Source organism: Soonwooa buanensis (genome assembly GCF_900167905.1).
In the GTDB taxonomy this organism is placed as follows: domain Bacteria; phylum Bacteroidota; class Bacteroidia; order Flavobacteriales; family Weeksellaceae; genus Soonwooa; species Soonwooa buanensis.
Window position 1 is genome coordinate 25,971 of record NZ_FUYZ01000008.1, and the last position, 18,056, is coordinate 44,026.

Genomic DNA, 18,056 nt, shown 5'->3' on the forward strand with positions numbered 1-18,056 from the left:
GGATTTACAAGATGACATTCGAACAAGATTTTAAAGACGCACTCGCCAATATTCCGGACAAGGAAAAGGATAAATTGATTTTAAGACTTTTAAAAAAAGATATTATTCTTGCTAAACGTCTTCAATACGAACTTTTGAGCGAAGAATCGGTTGAGGACAAACGCCAACAGCTGCAAGAGATTCTTGACAAAAAAATTGAAAGCGCTATCAAACATTTTAAATCGCCAGGCTACCTGTCGATGGATGTTCGCTATATGAGCGGGATGATTACCGAACATGTCAAAATAACAAAAGACAAATTCGGTGATATTTGGCTTAACCTTTATATGTTGACGAAACTTGTCCCAAATCTGGAAGAGCAACTTGCGTATTTCTCGAGAAGACAAGGCGAAAAATTCTACATTCCAGCTTTGGCAAGAGTTTTTAAAATATTAATGGCAATTGTAAAACTGCATGAAGATGATCAATATGAGTTTAGAGAAAATTTGCAAATTCTCGGGAACAGCATTGGTGACAACGACCACTTTATGATGACCGCGATGCACCACGGTCTAGACGTCAATTGGTTGACACAAAACAACATTCCTGAAGATATTGTTGACATCCATAAAGAGATTAAAAACAATGGCTTTCTAAAGCTAAGTTAAACGATCAATTATTTACAAAAAAAATGAAAATTTTACATATCGAAACTTCTTCTAAAAACTGTTCTGTAGCTATTTCTGATGGTGATAAGTTACTTTGTCTTTGTGAGGAGGTTTCCGAAAATTATAAACAATCCGAAAGTCTCCACACTTTTGTAGAATGGGCTTTGGAAGGCGCCGAGATAGAACTAAAAGACCTCAACGCTGTGTGCCTTGGGAAAGGTCCCGGATCTTACACCGGATTAAGAATTGGCGCAGCTTCTGCAAAGGGATTTTGTTTTGGATTAAATCGTCCTTTGCTATCAATTAATTCTTTAGATAGCATGGTTGAAAAATTTGTTAATCAAGGATTTGACAAAATAATTCCGTTGATTGATGCGCGAAGAATGGAAGTCTACACCGCAACCTATGACGGAAAAACGGGCAACGAGATTTCGACAACTGAAGCTTTGATTTTGGATGAGAATTCATTCCAAGGTTTAAAAGAAGAAAAAGTTTTATTTGTGGGAGATGGCGCGACAAAAGCGCAAGACATTCTTAATCTTCCAAATGCTAGTTTTGATGCTACAATTTATCCATCAGCTCAATATTTAATTAAAAAAGCGCTGGAAAAATTTAATAATAAAGACTTTGAAGATGTAGCTTATTTTGAACCATTTTATCTAAAAGATTTTCATGGTGTCAAAAGAGCCGATCGCATAAAAAAATCCTGAGCCACAACTCAGGATTTTGTTTTTATTTTTTAGAAATTTTATAAAGTTTTCCACTGTCCGTAATGGCGTAAAGCGATCCATCTTTTGCATCCAAAACATCTCGAAAACGTTCGCCATCATCTTCTAACAGACGTTCTTCTCCAACAACTTTATTATCTTTAATGACGATTCTGTCGATATGTTCGCCACTGAGACAAGCGATAAACAGATTGTTTTTCCATTCGTCAATAGAACCGGTGTAGAACGTAATTCCGCTCGGAGAAATCACGGGATCCCAATAATAAACGGGCTGCTCCATACCTTCTTTCTGAGTAATATGTTTTCCGATATTATCGCCGCTATATTCGATACCATAAGTAATCGTTGGCCAGCCGTAATTTTTTGCAGGTTTTATCAAATTAATTTCGTCGCCACCGCGTGGTCCAAACTCGGAGTTCCAAAGTTCTCCTGTCGAAGGATCAATCGCCAAACCTTGTACATTGCGATGTCCATAAGAATAGATTTCGGGTTTTGCATCTTTATTATTGAGGAAAGGATTTCCAGAAGCTGGTTTCCCGTCTTTTGTAATTCTAACAATCTTTCCGAGATAGGTTGTTAAATCTTGTGCCAAAGGTCGCGTAACTTTATCAGAACGTTCGCCTGTGCTCACAAAAAGATTTCCGTCTTTATCAAAAACGATACGACTTCCATAATGCAATTTGCCATCATAAGAAGGCGTTGCTCGAAAAATGACTTGTGGATTTTCTATTTTGGACTCGTCAGCAGAAAGTTTTCCTTTCGCAACTGATGTTAAATTTCCTTTCTCGAAAGGTTCGGAAAAACTCCAAAAAATCATTTTATTGTTTTGAAAATCAGGATCAACTGCAACATCCAAAAGTCCGCCTTGTCCCGATGCATCAACTTTTGGAAAACCTTGAATTTTTTTGTTCGTTTTTCCATCTGCGGCAACTAAATTTACAAAGCCTGACTTTTCGGTTACCAAAAATCGTCCGTCAGGAAGTTGGGCAATTCCCCAAGGTTTTCCTAAAGAAGAATTGAGAACTTCGGTTTTATATTCGGTTTTGGATTTAACGGCAGCAATTCTTGTTTGTCCCGAAAAAGCTGGCTTCAGATCCACAGAGTTTGGTTTCCCAGTTTCGACAGATTTTGTTACATCAAGTTTGTTTTGAGATTTGGAGTCGCAAGAACATAAAAAACTTAAGGCAACAACTGCAAATATTTTATAATTGATTTTCATAATTTTAAATTTAAAAATTAACATTCAAAAAGCGTGATTCGTAAAGTTAGTTATTTTTTATTTTTTTGATTTAAACTTAAAAACAGTCTGAATTTCATTTAATAATAAAAACAAAAAAGCCCCGAAAAATCGAGGCTTATTGAGTTTAAAAATAAAACTAAATTTTAATTTTTAATTACTTTAAGTGTTTGTGATTGTCCATCAGCAAGCTCAACTTTAAGAAGATAAGTTCCTGGCGCTAATTGTGACATATTAAGTTTCGCATCTTTAATCTGAGATTTTGAAGAAACGATTTGTCCCGCAACATTATAAACAACAACTTGTTTGATTTCTTTTTTAGTATTGAAATTAACAACATCTTTAACTGGGTTTGGATAGAATGTTAATCTTTCAGTTTTAACATCAGACGTTGCTAATATCGAACATTCGATACCGTAAATTAACTCTTGCGGAATTGTAATCCACATACCTGGTGCAGGGCTAATTGCCATACCAGCACCAATGTTACTTGGTCCTGTAATTTGCCATCCTCCAGTATTAGAATCTACAGACATCCAATAAGTTTTGTTAGCATCGAGAGCCATCGGTGTATCAAAACCTAAAACAAAATTATAAACGTCATGACCTTCAGCATTTCCAACTAATGTTTTCCCTTTAATGCTTGCTGTTAAAGATTTCAGCTCAGATCCAGGCACATTGTTACCTGCGTTGTCATATAACTTAACCGTGAAAGTTGGTGTCGCTGTAGCATCCGTTTCATAAACATTAATATTAACTCCGTAAGCTGTAAAACCTTGCGCACCAACTGGAATATCAAATGCAGACTTTGTAGGTCCAAAATTAGCAGAACCTCCAAAATTAGATGCAGTTACTTTTTGCTCAGCGCAAGAAAGAGAAGTTGGTAACTTAACCATAAACGGAACATATTCATGTTGGGCATTATAGGCATTACCAATAATCAATTTACCATCATCTGAAATCCCTGTAGGGAAAAGAAGATTCATTCCTTTTCTGTCTAGACCTAGATTGTCAACATATGTATTCAGCGGAACGCGTCCTGATGCTTCTGTCCAGATAAAACCTTCGTTAGGTAGACCAACGTTTATTGTAGCTTGTTGATTACCAACAATAACACTACCATCGTGATTAATCGCATTAGCAAATCCGTTATATCCATCTTGTGCATTCGGATGAGGGATAACCACAAGACCTGTTTCTTCGCTCCACTTCCAAGCATTGTTATTATAAGCTCCACCGATTATCCATTTGCCATTTGCAGAGATATCTAATGCTTCCCAAACTTTAGCTCCTTGTTGGTCAGTTATATAATGTTGTTGTCCATTTTTCCAATATACAGCATCCCAACTTCCGAACTCGCTTTCTTGCCATCCAACAACAGTCGATCCATCTGCACTTATACCATTGGCTCTTGTATTACGTTCTGCAATAGAACTTCCCAAATTAACCAAACCTGTAGCTGCAGTCCACTTGAAGGCGTTCATATTCATATTATTAATCCATCCGCCACCAACAATCGCAGTACCATCCGTCGAAATGGCATAAGGTGCAGTCGTATTGCCATCAACAGCAGCGCCCATTGCACCAATAAAATTATATTGCTTTGTAACGGGATTATAAGTTGCTGCTTCTACTTGATTAGTCTGCGGGTTAGTTGCTGCTAAAGCATATACAGATCCATTGGCTGACAAGGAAGGATTACCTGAAAGAAGACTGTTATTCGATAAAGAATCTATCATTTTTAAACCTTGTTGCTCTGTCCATGTGTAATTGGCTTTATTCGTTTTTAAAAGAACTAAACCATCATTATTAACTTTTGATGCGTAAGTGACTGGTCCTGTGTCTCCTTTAGGGATTTCAAAAACTTGGGCATTCACAATGCCACCTAATAATGCAAAACTCAAAACTGAAAGTTTTACATTTCGTAAATAAAGGTATTTCATAAAAATTTTTTGTTAGCATCAAAGGTAATATTTTTAAGAATTTAGCATCAAAAAAATTAATATTTTAACATACTATGACAAAATAATATTATATATAATCAAATACTAAGCTTCTAGTTATTATTTAACTAAAAATAATCAATCGATATTGCCAACTATTATTAACACTCAACTGTATTTACCAGAATATTGTTTTGAAAAATCAGTGTGAAATTAATCGCTATTAAAACCAAAAATAACTTAGCTAAAATAATTATTAAAAGAAAAATTGCTTTTCGTAATTTTGATGTATGAATTTTAAACTTCAATCTGAATATCAACCGACTGGTGATCAACCACAAGCCATCGAAAAACTGGTAGAAGGTCTCCAAATTGGTGAAAAATATCAAACGCTACTCGGCGTAACGGGTTCTGGTAAAACCTTTACGATCGCAAATGTTGTCAACCAAATCCAACGTCCAACAATTGTCTTGGCGCATAATAAGACTTTGGCGGCGCAACTTTTTATGGAGTTTAAAGAGTTTTTTCCAGATAATGCGGTAGAATATTTTGTAAGTTACTACGACTATTATCAGCCAGAAGCCTATATTGCAACGACCGGAACTTACATCGAAAAAGATCTCAGCATTAACGAAGAAGTTGAAAAGCTTCGTCTTTCGGCAACCGCATCTCTACTTTCAGGACGTCGCGATGTATTGATTGTCGCTTCTGTATCGTGTATTTATGGTATCGGAAACCCAACCGAATTTCATAAATCTTTGATTACAATTGAGAAAAATGAAAAAATATCGAGAACCAAACTTCTTCACTCTCTAGTTAACGCATTATATTCTAGAGCATTAAATGATTTTCAGCGAGGAACTTTCCGAGTAAAAGGTGATGTTGTAGACATTTTTCCAGCTTATGCGGATAATGCTGTTAGAATTCAATTCTTCGGTGACGAAATTGAAAAAATCCAAAGTTTCGATCCCGTTAGTGGCAATGTAGAAGCTAGTTTTGATCAAATTAATATCTATCCTGCCAACTTGTTTGTTGTTTCTCCGGATACCATGCAAGGCGCTATTCGCGAGATTCAGGATGATATGGTTAAGCAAGTCGATTTTTTTAATTCTGTTGAAAAACCTTTGGAAGCAAAACGTCTACAAGAGCGTACAGAATTAGATTTAGAAATGATAAAAGAACTTGGTTACTGCTCTGGTATCGAAAACTATTCTCGTTATATGGATGGCAGATTGCCTGGATCTCGACCATTCTGCCTTTTGGACTATTTCCCGAAAGATTTTTTGATGGTTATTGATGAAAGTCATGTAACCATTCCGCAAGTTCATGCGATGTATGGCGGCGACCGAAGTCGTAAAGAGTCGTTGGTTGAGTATGGTTTCCGTTTGCCTGCAGCGATGGACAATCGTCCGTTGAAGTTTCCTGAATTCGAACAAATGCAAAATCAGGTTATCTATGTATCAGCAACGCCGGCAGATTACGAATTAGAGAAAACTGGTGGCGAATATATCGAGCAAATTATCCGTCCGACTGGACTTTTAGACCCAATTATTGAAGTAAGACCAAGCCTCAATCAAATTGATGATTTAATTGAAGAAATACAAAAAAGATCAGAAGTTGATGAACGAACTTTGGTAACAACTTTAACCAAAAAAATGGCGGAAGAACTTACCAAATATTTCACAAAATTCGGAATAAGAACACGTTACATTCACTCTGATGTAGAAACACTTGAACGTATCCAGATTATGCAAGATTTACGTTTAGGACTTTTCGACGTGTTGATTGGTGTTAATCTTTTAAGAGAAGGTTTGGATTTGCCAGAAGTATCGTTGGTTGCGATTTTGGATGCAGATAAAGAAGGTATGTTAAGAAGTCGCCGATCGATGACACAAACTGTTGGTCGTGCAGCAAGAAATGTAAATGGTAAAGCGATTATGTATGCTGATAAAATGACAAAATCCATGCAAGCTACTATTGATGAAACCTTGTATCGACGCGAAAAACAAATCCGTTACAACGAAATTAATGGTCTTGTCCCAACTGCTTTGAATAAAAAAATTAGTGAAAATCTTGTGGGAAGAAGCAAAGATTTCCCTGATGAAAAATACACTCAAAAATCTATATTACAAGAAGTTGCAGAAGTTAAAGCAACCTATGCGAATGAAGATATTCAGAAATTAATTGAGCAAAAACAAAAAGAAATGGAAGAAGCTGCCAAGAAATTAGACTTTATTGCTGCAGCCAAATTGCGTGACGAAATCGCAGCTTTGAAGGCTTGATAAATTTTGAAACAATCAAGCATTTTCTATCATAATTAATTCAATTTTTTTCAGTAAACTAAAATTTATGAAGTTAGAAAGCATCTTTTTCTTAGCCGTTTTTAGTCTAGGAAGTTTATCTTGTCAAAAAGAGGAAAATAAGATTCAAAATAAAATTGAACAATCTGATTCTATTCCTAGTGTTAAGGATGTCAAAATTGGAACGATTACGGTTCCAGATGACAAAATCGGAATATGTTGTATTACCGAATATTATCGGAAAGGAAAAGATCATAAAGATTTAATTTTTATGCAAACTGGTGCGCCTGATGAAAAAGGTTGGCTTAATTTTTTAAACATTGATGGAAAGCAGATTGAATTTTATACAAAAGAATCTAGCTCCGGAGAAAATGATGACGAAAATAAATTCACTATTAAATTAGAAAACGACAATTACCAAGTAACAATTGATGCCATTATAGGAGAAGTAAGTGTTGAAAGTGATAGCGCACAAGCCCACGGAATAATAAAAGTTACCAATAAAAAAACAAAAGCAACAGGCTCAATAGAATTTGAAGGTGGAACCAGTTGTTAAGTTTTCAAAAACTTAAAATTAAAAAGGGAATTTCATTGGTGAAATTCCTTTTCTATTTAAACAAAAAAGACTCACATTTCTGTAAGTCTTTTAGCTCCTCCTGCTGGGCTCGAGCCAGCGATGCTTTGATTAATCCCGAAGTTTCGGGACTCTAACCAACTGACTAAGCCTCCCCAGTGGACTAAAATCTGAATTGAAAATTTTTCCAACTAACTTTAATGTACAAAAAAAACACCTACTAATTAAAGTAAGTGTTTTAGTAAAGAAGCTCCTCCTGCTGGGCTCGAACCAGCGACCCTCTGATTAACAGTCAGATGCTCTAACCAACTGAGCTAAGGAGGAATGTTCTTCGTTTGAAGTGGTGCAAATATAAAAATTAATTTGTTTCAAATCAAGCCAATCATGCTTTAATACAGAAAAAAATTCAAAAATTTCTTATCTGTTTGATTCTGAATTAAAAAAATTTAGATAAGTCTGTTTGATTTTGATTCCAACAGGAATTTTAAAACAAAAAAGACTCACATTTCTGTAAGTCTTTTAGCTCCCCATACTTTCAAATTATCGAACCAATTAATAGAAGATACAAAGAAAATCTACGAATTAAAGGGCTTTATAGCAGTTTCAAGTTTGAGCCAAATTCTGACGGCTTCGTAGAAGAACTTAGTATGCTCCTAAGATTAGTATCCAATAATAGACTTGAACCATAGAAATCAAGACTTACCAAAAAAGGTAAGAAAGTAGAGAATGTGTAACAAAAATTTATTGTTATGGATAACGAAAAAAGTTTACAAAACTTAACATTTGCAGAGCCTTTTGATAACATACGTCATTTGCTACAAACCAACTACGTAACACACGAGGATTTATCAAAATTAAATCAACGAGAAAAGCAGTTATTGGTTTTTGAGGTTAGCCAAAGATTAGATGAATTGGCTCGTGTTGATAGACAACAGTACATTAATGAAGCAAAAAAGTATGAGAATGTGCTTGAAGAGAAAAGCAGAAACAGAAATTGGGATGCCAATCACATCCGAATTAAAAACTATGTTGAAGAACATTTAAAATCATACGATCGCTTGCCATCTATTACTGAAATGGCTTCCGAAATTGGACTTTCTCGGCAAACAATTTCAAAACATTTAGCAGAGTTTGAAATGGGGGATTATATGAAAGAAGAAATGCAAATGTTTAATTTAATGTTTAGTGATTTAATGGCTACTCTCTACAATACTGCCAAAGATGGAGATGTAAGTGCTATTAAACTTTATGCAGAGATTTTGGAAAAGAGAAATGTGGGTAGTAATACAGTCAATATCAAAAACCAACAAATCAATGTAATGCTGAAAGAACTTTTTGCAAAAAATTTGAGTAATTCCTAACTGAAAACTTGCCTTAAAAAGCTGTTAATCATAGATTTACACAACGATATTAAAATTAAAATAATGATTAACAGAAAGTTATATACACTTGGATATGGGAATTTGTCCTTGAAGAATTTCATTGAAAATTTACAGAAAAATGAAATCCAAGTATTAATTGACATCAGAACAAATCCAAAATCAAGATGGATGCCGGAATACAATCGAGCAAGCTTATCAGCGTCATTGCAAGAAACAGGAATTAAATATGGCTTTCAGGGAGACTCATTAGGGGGGAAACCAAAGGATACGAATCTTTACACAAATGGTAAGTTGGATTATTTAAAAATCCGAAAAACTTTAAAATATCAGCAAGGTTTGGAATACCTCGAGAAAGGGATAGAGTTAGGACTTAGAATTGCCATTCTTTGTGCAGAGCAGGATTTTAGGGTGTGTCATCGTTATACTCTCATAGGAGAAGACTTGCACCAAAGAGGTTATGAAATTGTGCATCTTGACCCAAAAGGTGAACCTCAACCCCATCAAACAGAGCTTTTTTAAAGCTTTTTTTATTTTTCATAAAATTTAAGTCTTTTAAACATTCCTCTAAAAAAATTAAATTTCAAAGCCGATGCAAAAATTCGTGGCATATTACAGAGTCAGCACACAAAAACAGGGAAATTCGGGTCTTGGATTAGAAGCACAGCGAACCGATGTAAGTAAATTCATAACGAAAGGCGGAGAACTGATTGCGGAGTTTCAGGATGTAGAGAGTGGAAAGAAAAACGACCGTCCAAACCTCATCAAAGCAATTGAGGAATGCAAAAAACAGGGAGCGACTCTACTCATTGCCAAACTCGACCGATTGAGCCGGAATGCTTCATTTATTTTTACGCTTAAAGATGCCAAAGTGGATTTTGTTTGTTGCGATATGCCCAACGCAAATACGATTACAATCGGAATTATGGCAGTTCTTGCACAGGACGAGAGAGAACGTATCAGCCACCGAACGAAATCGGCATTAGCAGAATTGAAAGCGAAAGGAATAAAATTGGGTACTCCCGAAAATATGACCATCGAAGCGAGAGCGAAAGGATTGGAAGCACGAAAACAAAATGCACTCCAAAACGAGAACAACCGAAAAGCAACGGCTCTTATAATTTCGATGAAAGAAATTGGAAGAAGTTTTGCCCAAATTACAAGAGAGTTAAACGACTTAGGATTTAAAACAAGGACAGGAAAGGTATTTCAACAAAATCAGGTTCAAATTCTTTACAACAGGTATCAACACAACAATTCTATCTAATCCTCAATAATCATTTAACGGCTCAATTTTCAATATTTAACCACTTTTTGGTCTTTCTTATACAATATCTTATCGGAGATATTTCAGTCAAATTTTGAAGTTAAAACAACGAGATTATTTTTATCAATTAATTGGAAACTATTATATTTACACGGAAATTTTTAAAATATTGAAAATAAAAAATTAAGACAATTTTATAACATATAATCAGCGTTAGCTATTATTTGAGTATCTCAAAATCGCCAATTTAGAAACACTCTACAAATAATAAGTGAACGCTCACGTTAAGGCGTGGGCTATTCTTATTTGGAGTGTGGGCGTTTGGCGATGCCTGAGAACTGATAAGCTCTTAGTCCCACGCTGTTTTTATTAAACAAAACCAAAGTTTAATTATGCTTTTTGGGACGAAAGCAAAAAATCGTTTCAAATTATGTATAAGAATTTTAAATTTTTGCTTGGTATAGCATTAGGACTATTCTCCATTATCTCCCTGCTTTCTAGTTCTTTCGTGAGTTTTGTTTTAATTCTCAGTTCCGCTTTATTGGTTTTTCCTCCTACTTGGGAGATGATAAAACCAAAAGCAGGATTTCTGAAAAATCGGATTTTGAGAATTTTGTTAGCAGGACTTATGTATGTGGTTGGTGCTACCAATTTTGTATCCAATAAAATTGATAAAAATAAATCGGAAAAAGCTACAATAGCGGAAAGCAGTAACCAAAATGCTCCGCAAACCTCAACCGAAACTGCTGCAAGTGGAGGAACTGTAAAATATGATGAGAATGGTAATAAAGCTTCGTCTGCAAATTTCGAAAGTACCTCATCTTACAAAGGATTGAAGAGTGTTAATCCTGCCGATATTTATCTGAATTTTCAGGACAAAGGATTTACCATTGATAAGCAAATTTCTACGGACGGCTCGTTTTTCTATTGTACGAAAGAATATGGTGGAATTAAGTATGATGTTACCATTTATGCGGAAGATAATGTGAACGAGGTTACTGAGATAAAACTCAACGCCTACCGAAATCAGGCAAATCTCAACTCGGTTGAGGATATGAAACCGTTTTTGAAATACGCCGTTTCAATCCCGTATGACGGAGCAGACGTGGAGAAAGTTCAGAATTACATTGACAAAAATTACAATAAAAACAAAGCAAGTATTACAGTCTCAGGAGTGAAGTTCACTATTTACTGTCCGTCTAAATTTGTGAGGTTGGTAACAGTGGAGAATGAGTAATCTATAATTTTACAATTACGGCAGAAAATATAAAAAAAACTAGCACATTCATTTGTATCAAATTAAAAATGAAAAACTTACGAATATTGATATGTCATTTGTAGAAAAAATATAAATTTGCAATAGTATTCTCGCTTTAAGAAATCGCCAATTTCAAATTAACTACAATAACAGGAATACGGAAAAATTCTCACACGAGATAATGTGAGGATTTTCCGTATTGTTATTAGGCGTTTGGCGATGCCTTTAAAGCATACGGTTAAGTCCTCATAACAAATAGAAAATTAAAACTTAAATTTTTGAATTTCATGAGCGACAATGACAAAAACAGTCTATTAGACACACTTAAACCCTATCCATTTCAGTTTGAGGAATTGCCTGTTGATTTAATAGAAACCGACTCAAAACAACCGAGAAAGGTTTTTGAACTTAGAGGAGGCGGAGACCTAAGTCGTCTTCTAAAATCCATTCAGCATTATGGAATTGAAGACCCGATAAAAGTGAGTAAAATTGAAGATGGACGTTATATCATTATGGACGGGCACAGAAGATATAGTTGTGCTAGAGAACTAAAATTTGAAAAAGTGCCGTGCCGTATATATCCAAAAATGAATGATGGAGAATTTGAGGCTCGCAGATACGAAATGCAAAACAACCGTAAAGATTGGCGACCTATTGAAAGAGCAAATTCATTGCATAAAATAAGGTCTGAATACAAAAATGCCAATGAAAAGGAGATTGCTGATTTAGTAGGAATTACACAGGCTAACCTATTTCACTACACGGAATTGAGAGATACACGGCTTGAATACATATCTCTAATGGAAAGGCATAAACTAAAAGAATATCAGCAGGTCGGATTTACACGGCTGATACCTAAATTACGGAGGGTAAAACAATATCAGGTGGATGACATTATACAAATTCTGTTTCAAAAAATTAATGACAACCTGCTATATAGGGTGTCAGACTTCACAACTCTTTCCAAAGTTTTTTCGACAGCATCGCTGAATGAGGAAGAAATTTTCAAATTCCTTTCAGACCCTCAGATTTCAACAGTAGAATTATCTGAAATGACACAGTTGTCGGGGATTTCAACCCAAATCAGAACCCTCATAAAGGATTTAGGAACAAAGAAAAATTTGGGTATTAATTTGACCGAAAAAGAACAAGTCGTATTTGAAGACTTGTATAAATTAATGCAAACATTTATGTAGCAGATGTTTGGTACTTTTGAAAAAACACCTAAAAAAGCAATAGCATATTATCGGCATTCTGCCGAAGATAAGCAGGAGAACTCTGTGGCTATCCAACGACAACACACAGAAAAATTTGCACGTGAAAATGATATTGAGATTATCCACGAGGAGACAGACGAGGGAAAGAGCGGACTTCTTGCCACTCGTCCCGGATTTGAAAATCTGTTTGCAAATTGGGTAGAAAATCCCGAAGCCCCACAATTCGATTATGTGTTGGTTTATGATGTTTCACGTTGGGGGCGTTTCCAAAATCAAGACGAGGCGGCACACTATACTTATCGTTGCAGTATGCAAGGTAAGGAAGTTGTCTATGTTTCGAGGGGATTTTCTGACAAAACCAACCCTCTCTATTCAAGTTTGGAGACTTCACTTCACAGATATATGGCAGGAGAATATAGTCGTCAATTAAGTGCTAAGGTATTCTACGGCTGTGTAAAAGTTTCCGAGCAGGGATATTCTGCAGGTGGAACGGCAGTCTATGGAATGGCAAGACAATTATTGGATGTGAATAAAAATCCCATTCGTATTCTCAATTTAGGAGAACACAAGCAAATTGCGAACGAAAGAGTTACTTTTACACCGAAAAATGACGAAACGACAGAAACAGTAAGAGAAATTTTTCATTTGTTCGTAAACAAAAAATATTTAATTCCTGATATTGTCTCTTATCTCAACCGTAAGGAAATACTGTCTGCTAGCGGGAAGCGTTGGGGCTGGTCGAAAATTATAAAAATTCTGACAGATGAAACCTATATCGGAACTCGGATTTATAACAAAACCTGGGGACGATTAAAAGAAAAATCTCACGCAAACCCTCGTTCAGAATGGGTAATTGTACCTAATGCGTTCGAGGGAATTATTGATGAGGATTTATTTAAAAATGCACAAGAACGTTTGTATTGGATTTTACCGAGTAACTGGAGAAAAGGAATAAGAGCAAAAAATCGAGCAAGAAAATTTTTTCTCAACAATATACGTCAATGGTTGTTAAGCAAGGGAATGACACCTTTTGAGGCGGAAAAAATCATTATAGAACTCCCCATTATTTTTGCGGTTAAACTCGAAAATAAACACCTCATTCAATGGTGCTTTCTAATATCCGAAAAAACACGGAATTTTGATGAAGTTTTGTCGATAAGCGTTACTACTGACCATAAACAAATAATTGATGAATTTTTTCTGATTCCGACAGAAAGTTTTGCCGTTACCGATTATCTGATTTTGAATAAAAATAGTTCTACATACTATAATTGTAAAATTGATAAAGACAAGATTGAGGAAATAATGAATCATCTTGTTAGCCAAATTAAAAAATAATTACTTACATCGGTGTAATTTTCATATCTTTACAAAAAAATTACATCAACGTAAGTTTATGGAAAAAGAAAAATTTTTACCGCTCGAAACCTTAGGAGGAATATATCAGATAGCCAAGGAAAAAGAGTTCTACTCCGCTTTCAGTCAGTATATCCACTCGAAAGAGAATGACTATTTGTGGGCATATTTTAACGATAAGAAATATAGAATATCGGATAATCTCATATCCTATCGCATTGCGAACCATTGGGAGAAAGAAAGTATTTTGGATGTTAAGCAAAGCGACGGAGGATGGAGAAAATATAGCCTTATGGATGTTATTTGGCTTATTATAATTAAAGAACTTCGTCATTTCGGATTAGGGCTCGAAGAAATAAGAAAAGTAAAAAAAACACTTACTGCGAGTTATGAGCAATGCGAATACGGCGAACTCGAATTTTACACAGCGTTGGCTTATATAAACAAAACACCTGTTTCAATACTTGTTTTTTCGGATTTTAGAGCAGAAGTAGCAACAGTTTATGAAGTAATTGGAAGTTCGGATACATACGGAATTTTAAATCATATCAAAATCGACCTCAACCAAATTTTACAAAATATTTTCCCTGAGAAAAATTTTAAGCCCATATATCAAAATTTTATTGAAATCTCTGATGAACAAAAAATGATATGGGAGAAAATTAAAGAAAAAGAAGTGGAGGAAATTACGGTTTCAGTAAAAAATGGTGTCCCTGTAAGTATGATTTATACTGTGAGCGAGCCTACGAATAGTAACGTAGGGCAACTCAAAAACAAAAATGCTTTCCAAAGTATTACACATACTCAGCATAAAGGAAAAACCATCGCAGTTAAACGTACAGTATCAAAAAAATTTAAAAGTGATGAAGAATAATATCATACATTCACAGTCCACACCGAAAGCCCTATCAGTAGCACTGAACGGCTTCACTACGATAATAAGCTATGCTTTCCATCGAAAAGTGCCGTCAGAAAATCAACCAAGGAAGTCTGAAATTTGGAGAACAAGAAACTCAGTTATTAAGAATGCTATGTTATAAACTTGCCCAAATAGAATATGAAAACTTCAAAAAACTACAAGGAAAGAAACGTAGTCATCTACACAAGGGTATCGACAGATGAACAAAAAGAGAATGGGTTCAGTCTGCAAGACCAATACGCAAAGCTTGTTAAGCATTGTGAAAGAGGTAATTTTAATATTCTTGCACATTATCAGGATGACCATTCTGCCAAAAATTTTAATCGTCCAAGTTTCAATGCTTTCTTGGAAGACGTAAAGTCTAAGAAAATAAAGCCCGACATGTTTCTTTGTGTCCGTCCTGACAGATTTTCGAGAAATCTTGAAAATACTTTGTCAATGCTAACCAAGTTCAGAAAATTTGGAATTGAATTTAGAACACTTGAAAATCATACAGATTTGGATAGCCCCGAAAGTTTACTACCATTCATAGTGAATAATTTATTACCTCAAATAGATAATGAAAGAAAAGGTCTAAATACGAAGCAATGTATGCGTCAGGCAATGAGGGAGGGAAGAACAATGGGACGACCTCCTGTCGGCTATATGAATGACAAAATAAATAAAACCATTGTTCTGCATCCGACCAATGCTCCACTAATAAAAAAAGGTTTTGAACTGTTGTCAGGCGGAGTGTATTCCATAGAAGAGGTTAGGCAAATGTTGATTAAAGACGGTTTAAGAAACTGCTGTAAACAAAACTTCTTATATACTGTCAAAAATCCGTATTACTACGGACTTATTAAAATTCCTGCTTGGAAAGATGAGCCGGAAATGGAGGTAATCGGCTTACACGAGCCATTGATTAGTAGAGAAGTATTCGATGAAGTTCAGGATATAATTTCGGGTAGAAAGAAAAATACGCCAAGCAAACTAACACGAAAAGACGAACTTCCTCTGAGGGGGCATTTGAGTTGTCAAAGATGTGGTGGAAAATTAACAGGTAGTCGCTCTACAAGTAGGAATGGTTCAAGAATTTTTTACTACCATTGTCAGAAAGGTTGTAAGGAACGTTTCAGAGCCGATGCTTCTAATGAGTCATTTGAGGAATTTCTCGGTTCTTTTGTGATTTCTGAGCAGGTTCTTGGTTTATATATTGAGATTCTCAAAGATGTTTTCGGACAAGGAGAAGTCGAAAGAAATCGACAACTCAAAATTATTGACGATAACATTGAAAAAGTAAAAAGTCGGCTGTATAATTTAGAGAACAACTTTTTGGATGAAAAAATTGATGTTCAGGATTATCAGGGAATGAAGAGGAGATTACAGAGTGAAATTGAAGAATTGGGAGACAGAAAGGAGGAATTTACTATCGAAAAAACTGATTTGGAAAAATATTTTGAATATGGCTCTGCGTTCTTGTATGATATGAAAAAGTATTATCGGGAAGCACCGTTAGAAATTAAACAAAAAATTGTTGGTTCGATATTTCCTGAAAATTTAGTTTTCTCCGAAAATAAATATCGAACCACCCAAATTAATAAGTTACTTAAAATTTTAACCTTAAATATCAACGGATTAGGAGAAATAAAAAAAGGACAAGAAGATAAAAATATCAACTTGTCCAATATGGCTCCTCCTGCTGGGCTCGAACCAGCGACCCTCTGATTAACAGTCAGATGCTCTAACCAACTGAGCTAAGGAGGAATGTCCTTCGTTTAAAGTGGTGCAAATATATATAGATTTTATATTCGCACCAAATTTATTTTGAACTTTTTTTGAAAATATTTTTTAGAACTTCCCTGTTATCCACTTAACAATGTCATTTCCAAAGATTAACACCATTAGTCCAAGTAAGAAAATAACACCAATCATTTGTGCATTTTCTAAGACTTTTTGCGGAACAGGTTTGCCTGTAATCATTTCCCACAATGTGAAAACAACATGACCACCATCTAAGCCCGGAATCGGGATTAAGTTAAGGAAGGCTAACCAAACAGAAAACATAGCTGTAAAGCTCCAGAAAAACTCCCAATTAATAGTCTCTGGCATTTGTTTGATGATACCAATTGGTCCAGATACTTTTTTGTAACCTTCTGTTTTGCTGTTAAAGATAATTTTGAACTGCTTAACCTGCATTACCAATACATCGATAGTTCTTTCGAAACCTCTTGGGATAGACTCTAGGAAAGTGTAGTTTTTAACAACTTGTGTTTTGTCAAGTTCTTTTTGCGCTAAAGCCCCATTAATACCAAAACCTAATTTACCATCTTTACCAAGTGTCGTTTGTAAAGTTTCAACTTGATTATTTCGATCAACTTTTACTGAAATTGGTTTTCCAGCATTTTGTAATAAAGCTGTAGTCACTTGATCGTAATATTGTGTTGGTTGATTATTAATCTCAATAATTTTGTCACCCTTTTTCAGTCCCATTGCCGCTGCAGGAAGATTAGGTGCAATACTATCTACAACTGCTGGAAAACGGTTACTGAAATACAATTTTGCTTCATTCGCTTTCAGGACTTCTGCAACACCATCCTCATTAACAGGGAAAGTCACCTCCTTACCATCACGCAATACAGTTACATTATTTGCAAAAAGCATATTCATAATAGAAGTTTGCATGCGCTCTGCAGGCTTACCATCTATTTTTAAAATTTTATCTCCCGTTTTAAGACCCATTTTTGCGCCTTCTGAAGTGACTGCGATTCCAGCTTCAAACTTTGCATTGTCGTAATATTTTTCACCTTTAAAATAAGAAAGACAAGAATAGATTAACCAAGCCAAAAAGAAGTTAACCGTAACACCTCCTAACATAATGATAAGGCGTTGCCAAGCTGGCTTGCTACGGAATTCCCAAGGTTCTGCAGGTTTCTTAAGTTGATCGGTATCCATACTTTCGTCAACCATACCTGCGATTTTTACATAACCACCAAATGGAAGCCAACCGATACCATATTCGGTTTCGCCGATTTTCTTTTTAGCAATTGAAAACCAAGGATCAAAGAATAGATAGAACTTCTCTACTTTAGTTTTAAAAAGTTTTGCTGGGATAAAGTGTCCAAGCTCATGTAGAATAACAAGGATAGAAATACTCAGTATAAATTGAAATAACTGTTCTGGTGCCATTTATTTTGTTTAAAATTAAATTACGCAAAGGTAAGCAATTGGAGTTACATTTCTTTACAAGAA

Annotated in this window: 15 protein-coding genes and 2 tRNA genes; 12 read left to right on the forward strand and 5 right to left on the reverse strand. The window is 35.2% G+C overall.

Going from position 1 to position 18,056, the window contains the following annotated elements:
- Nucleotides 1–11: 11 nt before the first annotated feature.
- Complete coding sequence (locus B5X62_RS11090) at nucleotides 12–647, forward strand: hypothetical protein (protein ID WP_079667495.1); 636 nt, start codon at nucleotides 12–14, stop codon at nucleotides 645–647.
- 23 nt (nucleotides 648–670) lie between these two features.
- Nucleotides 671–1,357: a tRNA (adenosine(37)-N6)-threonylcarbamoyltransferase complex dimerization subunit type 1 TsaB gene (gene tsaB / locus B5X62_RS11095; protein WP_079667496.1), complete on the forward strand. Its 687-nt coding sequence runs from the start codon at nucleotides 671–673 to the stop codon at nucleotides 1,355–1,357.
- 22 nt (nucleotides 1,358–1,379) lie between these two features.
- On the opposite strand, the gene B5X62_RS11100 is transcribed toward tsaB, so the two are convergent.
- Complete coding sequence (locus B5X62_RS11100; protein WP_079667623.1) at nucleotides 1,380–2,594, reverse strand: PQQ-dependent sugar dehydrogenase; 1,215 nt, start codon at nucleotides 2,592–2,594, stop codon at nucleotides 1,380–1,382.
- 164 nt (nucleotides 2,595–2,758) lie between these two features.
- Nucleotides 2,759–4,555, reverse strand: coding sequence for a T9SS type A sorting domain-containing protein (locus B5X62_RS11105; RefSeq protein WP_079667497.1), 1,797 nt, complete (start codon nucleotides 4,553–4,555; stop codon nucleotides 2,759–2,761).
- 290 nt (nucleotides 4,556–4,845) lie between these two features.
- Between B5X62_RS11105 and uvrB the strand changes: the two genes are divergently transcribed.
- Both uvrB and B5X62_RS11115 read left to right on the forward strand, forming a co-directional pair.
- The gene (uvrB, locus tag B5X62_RS11110) at nucleotides 4,846–6,837 is read left to right on the forward strand and encodes an excinuclease ABC subunit UvrB (RefSeq protein ID WP_079667498.1); all 1,992 of its coding nucleotides are present in this window, start codon (nucleotides 4,846–4,848) and stop codon (nucleotides 6,835–6,837) included.
- 67 nt (nucleotides 6,838–6,904) lie between these two features.
- Nucleotides 6,905–7,411 (forward strand): hypothetical protein, encoded by a 507-nt coding sequence (locus tag B5X62_RS11115; protein ID WP_079667499.1) that lies wholly within the window; start codon nucleotides 6,905–6,907, stop codon nucleotides 7,409–7,411.
- A gap of 268 nt (nucleotides 7,412–7,679) precedes the next feature.
- Here the strand turns inward: B5X62_RS11115 and B5X62_RS11120 are convergent.
- Nucleotides 7,680–7,753, reverse strand: a tRNA-Asn gene (locus tag B5X62_RS11120).
- A gap of 425 nt (nucleotides 7,754–8,178) precedes the next feature.
- Here B5X62_RS11120 and B5X62_RS11125 point away from each other — a divergent pair.
- From B5X62_RS11125 to B5X62_RS11160, 8 genes are all read left to right on the forward strand, one after another.
- Nucleotides 8,179–8,790, forward strand: a complete 612-nt coding sequence (locus B5X62_RS11125) for a GntR family transcriptional regulator (RefSeq protein ID WP_079667500.1) — start codon at nucleotides 8,179–8,181, stop codon at nucleotides 8,788–8,790.
- A 63-nt stretch (nucleotides 8,791–8,853) separates the two neighbouring features.
- A complete protein-coding gene (locus B5X62_RS11130) occupies nucleotides 8,854–9,330 on the forward strand; it encodes a DUF488 domain-containing protein (RefSeq protein ID WP_079667501.1) in 477 nt (158 codons plus the stop codon).
- Nucleotides 9,331–9,400: 70 nt separating this feature from the next.
- Nucleotides 9,401–10,075, forward strand: a complete 675-nt coding sequence (locus B5X62_RS11135; RefSeq protein WP_079667502.1) for a recombinase family protein — start codon at nucleotides 9,401–9,403, stop codon at nucleotides 10,073–10,075.
- A gap of 430 nt (nucleotides 10,076–10,505) precedes the next feature.
- The gene (locus tag B5X62_RS11140) at nucleotides 10,506–11,312 is read left to right on the forward strand and encodes a hypothetical protein (protein ID WP_079667503.1); all 807 of its coding nucleotides are present in this window, start codon (nucleotides 10,506–10,508) and stop codon (nucleotides 11,310–11,312) included.
- Between the two features lie 308 nt (nucleotides 11,313–11,620).
- Nucleotides 11,621–12,529, forward strand: coding sequence for a ParB/RepB/Spo0J family partition protein (locus B5X62_RS11145; protein WP_079667504.1), 909 nt, complete (start codon nucleotides 11,621–11,623; stop codon nucleotides 12,527–12,529).
- A gap of 3 nt (nucleotides 12,530–12,532) precedes the next feature.
- The gene (locus B5X62_RS11150; protein ID WP_079667505.1) at nucleotides 12,533–13,888 is read left to right on the forward strand and encodes a recombinase family protein; all 1,356 of its coding nucleotides are present in this window, start codon (nucleotides 12,533–12,535) and stop codon (nucleotides 13,886–13,888) included.
- Between the two features lie 58 nt (nucleotides 13,889–13,946).
- Nucleotides 13,947–14,780: a MerR family transcriptional regulator gene (locus tag B5X62_RS11155; RefSeq protein WP_079667506.1), complete on the forward strand. Its 834-nt coding sequence runs from the start codon at nucleotides 13,947–13,949 to the stop codon at nucleotides 14,778–14,780.
- 183 nt (nucleotides 14,781–14,963) lie between these two features.
- Nucleotides 14,964–16,532 (forward strand): recombinase family protein, encoded by a 1,569-nt coding sequence (locus tag B5X62_RS11160; protein ID WP_079667507.1) that lies wholly within the window; start codon nucleotides 14,964–14,966, stop codon nucleotides 16,530–16,532.
- Here B5X62_RS11160 and B5X62_RS11165 read toward each other — a convergent pair.
- Both B5X62_RS11165 and rseP read right to left on the reverse strand, forming a co-directional pair.
- Nucleotides 16,495–16,571: transfer RNA gene (locus tag B5X62_RS11165), tRNA-Asn, on the reverse strand. The two genes, B5X62_RS11160 and B5X62_RS11165, sit on opposite strands and share 38 nt — an antisense overlap.
- A gap of 84 nt (nucleotides 16,572–16,655) precedes the next feature.
- A complete protein-coding gene (rseP, locus tag B5X62_RS11170) occupies nucleotides 16,656–17,993 on the reverse strand; it encodes an RIP metalloprotease RseP (protein WP_079667508.1) in 1,338 nt (445 codons plus the stop codon).
- Nucleotides 17,994–18,056: the final 63 nt, after the last annotated feature.

Excerpts from the sequence above, each read along its gene's own strand:
- B5X62_RS11090 (WP_079667495.1), top strand. The coding sequence starts at position 12 with ATGACATTCGAACAAGATTTTAAAGACGCACTCGCCAATATTCCGGAC.
- tsaB (WP_079667496.1), top strand. The coding sequence starts at position 671 with ATGAAAATTTTACATATCGAAACTTCTTCTAAAAACTGTTCTGTAGCT.
- B5X62_RS11100 (WP_079667623.1), bottom strand. The coding sequence starts at position 2,594 with ATGAAAATCAATTATAAAATATTTGCAGTTGTTGCCTTAAGTTTTTTA.
- B5X62_RS11105 (WP_079667497.1), bottom strand. The coding sequence starts at position 4,555 with ATGAAATACCTTTATTTACGAAATGTAAAACTTTCAGTTTTGAGTTTT.
- uvrB (WP_079667498.1), top strand. The coding sequence starts at position 4,846 with ATGAATTTTAAACTTCAATCTGAATATCAACCGACTGGTGATCAACCA.
- B5X62_RS11115 (WP_079667499.1), top strand. The coding sequence starts at position 6,905 with ATGAAGTTAGAAAGCATCTTTTTCTTAGCCGTTTTTAGTCTAGGAAGT.
- B5X62_RS11125 (WP_079667500.1), top strand. The coding sequence starts at position 8,179 with ATGGATAACGAAAAAAGTTTACAAAACTTAACATTTGCAGAGCCTTTT.
- B5X62_RS11130 (WP_079667501.1), top strand. The coding sequence starts at position 8,854 with ATGATTAACAGAAAGTTATATACACTTGGATATGGGAATTTGTCCTTG.
- B5X62_RS11135 (WP_079667502.1), top strand. The coding sequence starts at position 9,401 with ATGCAAAAATTCGTGGCATATTACAGAGTCAGCACACAAAAACAGGGA.
- B5X62_RS11140 (WP_079667503.1), top strand. The coding sequence starts at position 10,506 with ATGTATAAGAATTTTAAATTTTTGCTTGGTATAGCATTAGGACTATTC.
- B5X62_RS11145 (WP_079667504.1), top strand. The coding sequence starts at position 11,621 with ATGAGCGACAATGACAAAAACAGTCTATTAGACACACTTAAACCCTAT.
- B5X62_RS11150 (WP_079667505.1), top strand. The coding sequence starts at position 12,533 with ATGTTTGGTACTTTTGAAAAAACACCTAAAAAAGCAATAGCATATTAT.
- B5X62_RS11155 (WP_079667506.1), top strand. The coding sequence starts at position 13,947 with ATGGAAAAAGAAAAATTTTTACCGCTCGAAACCTTAGGAGGAATATAT.
- B5X62_RS11160 (WP_079667507.1), top strand. The coding sequence starts at position 14,964 with ATGAAAACTTCAAAAAACTACAAGGAAAGAAACGTAGTCATCTACACA.
- rseP (WP_079667508.1), bottom strand. The coding sequence starts at position 17,993 with ATGGCACCAGAACAGTTATTTCAATTTATACTGAGTATTTCTATCCTT.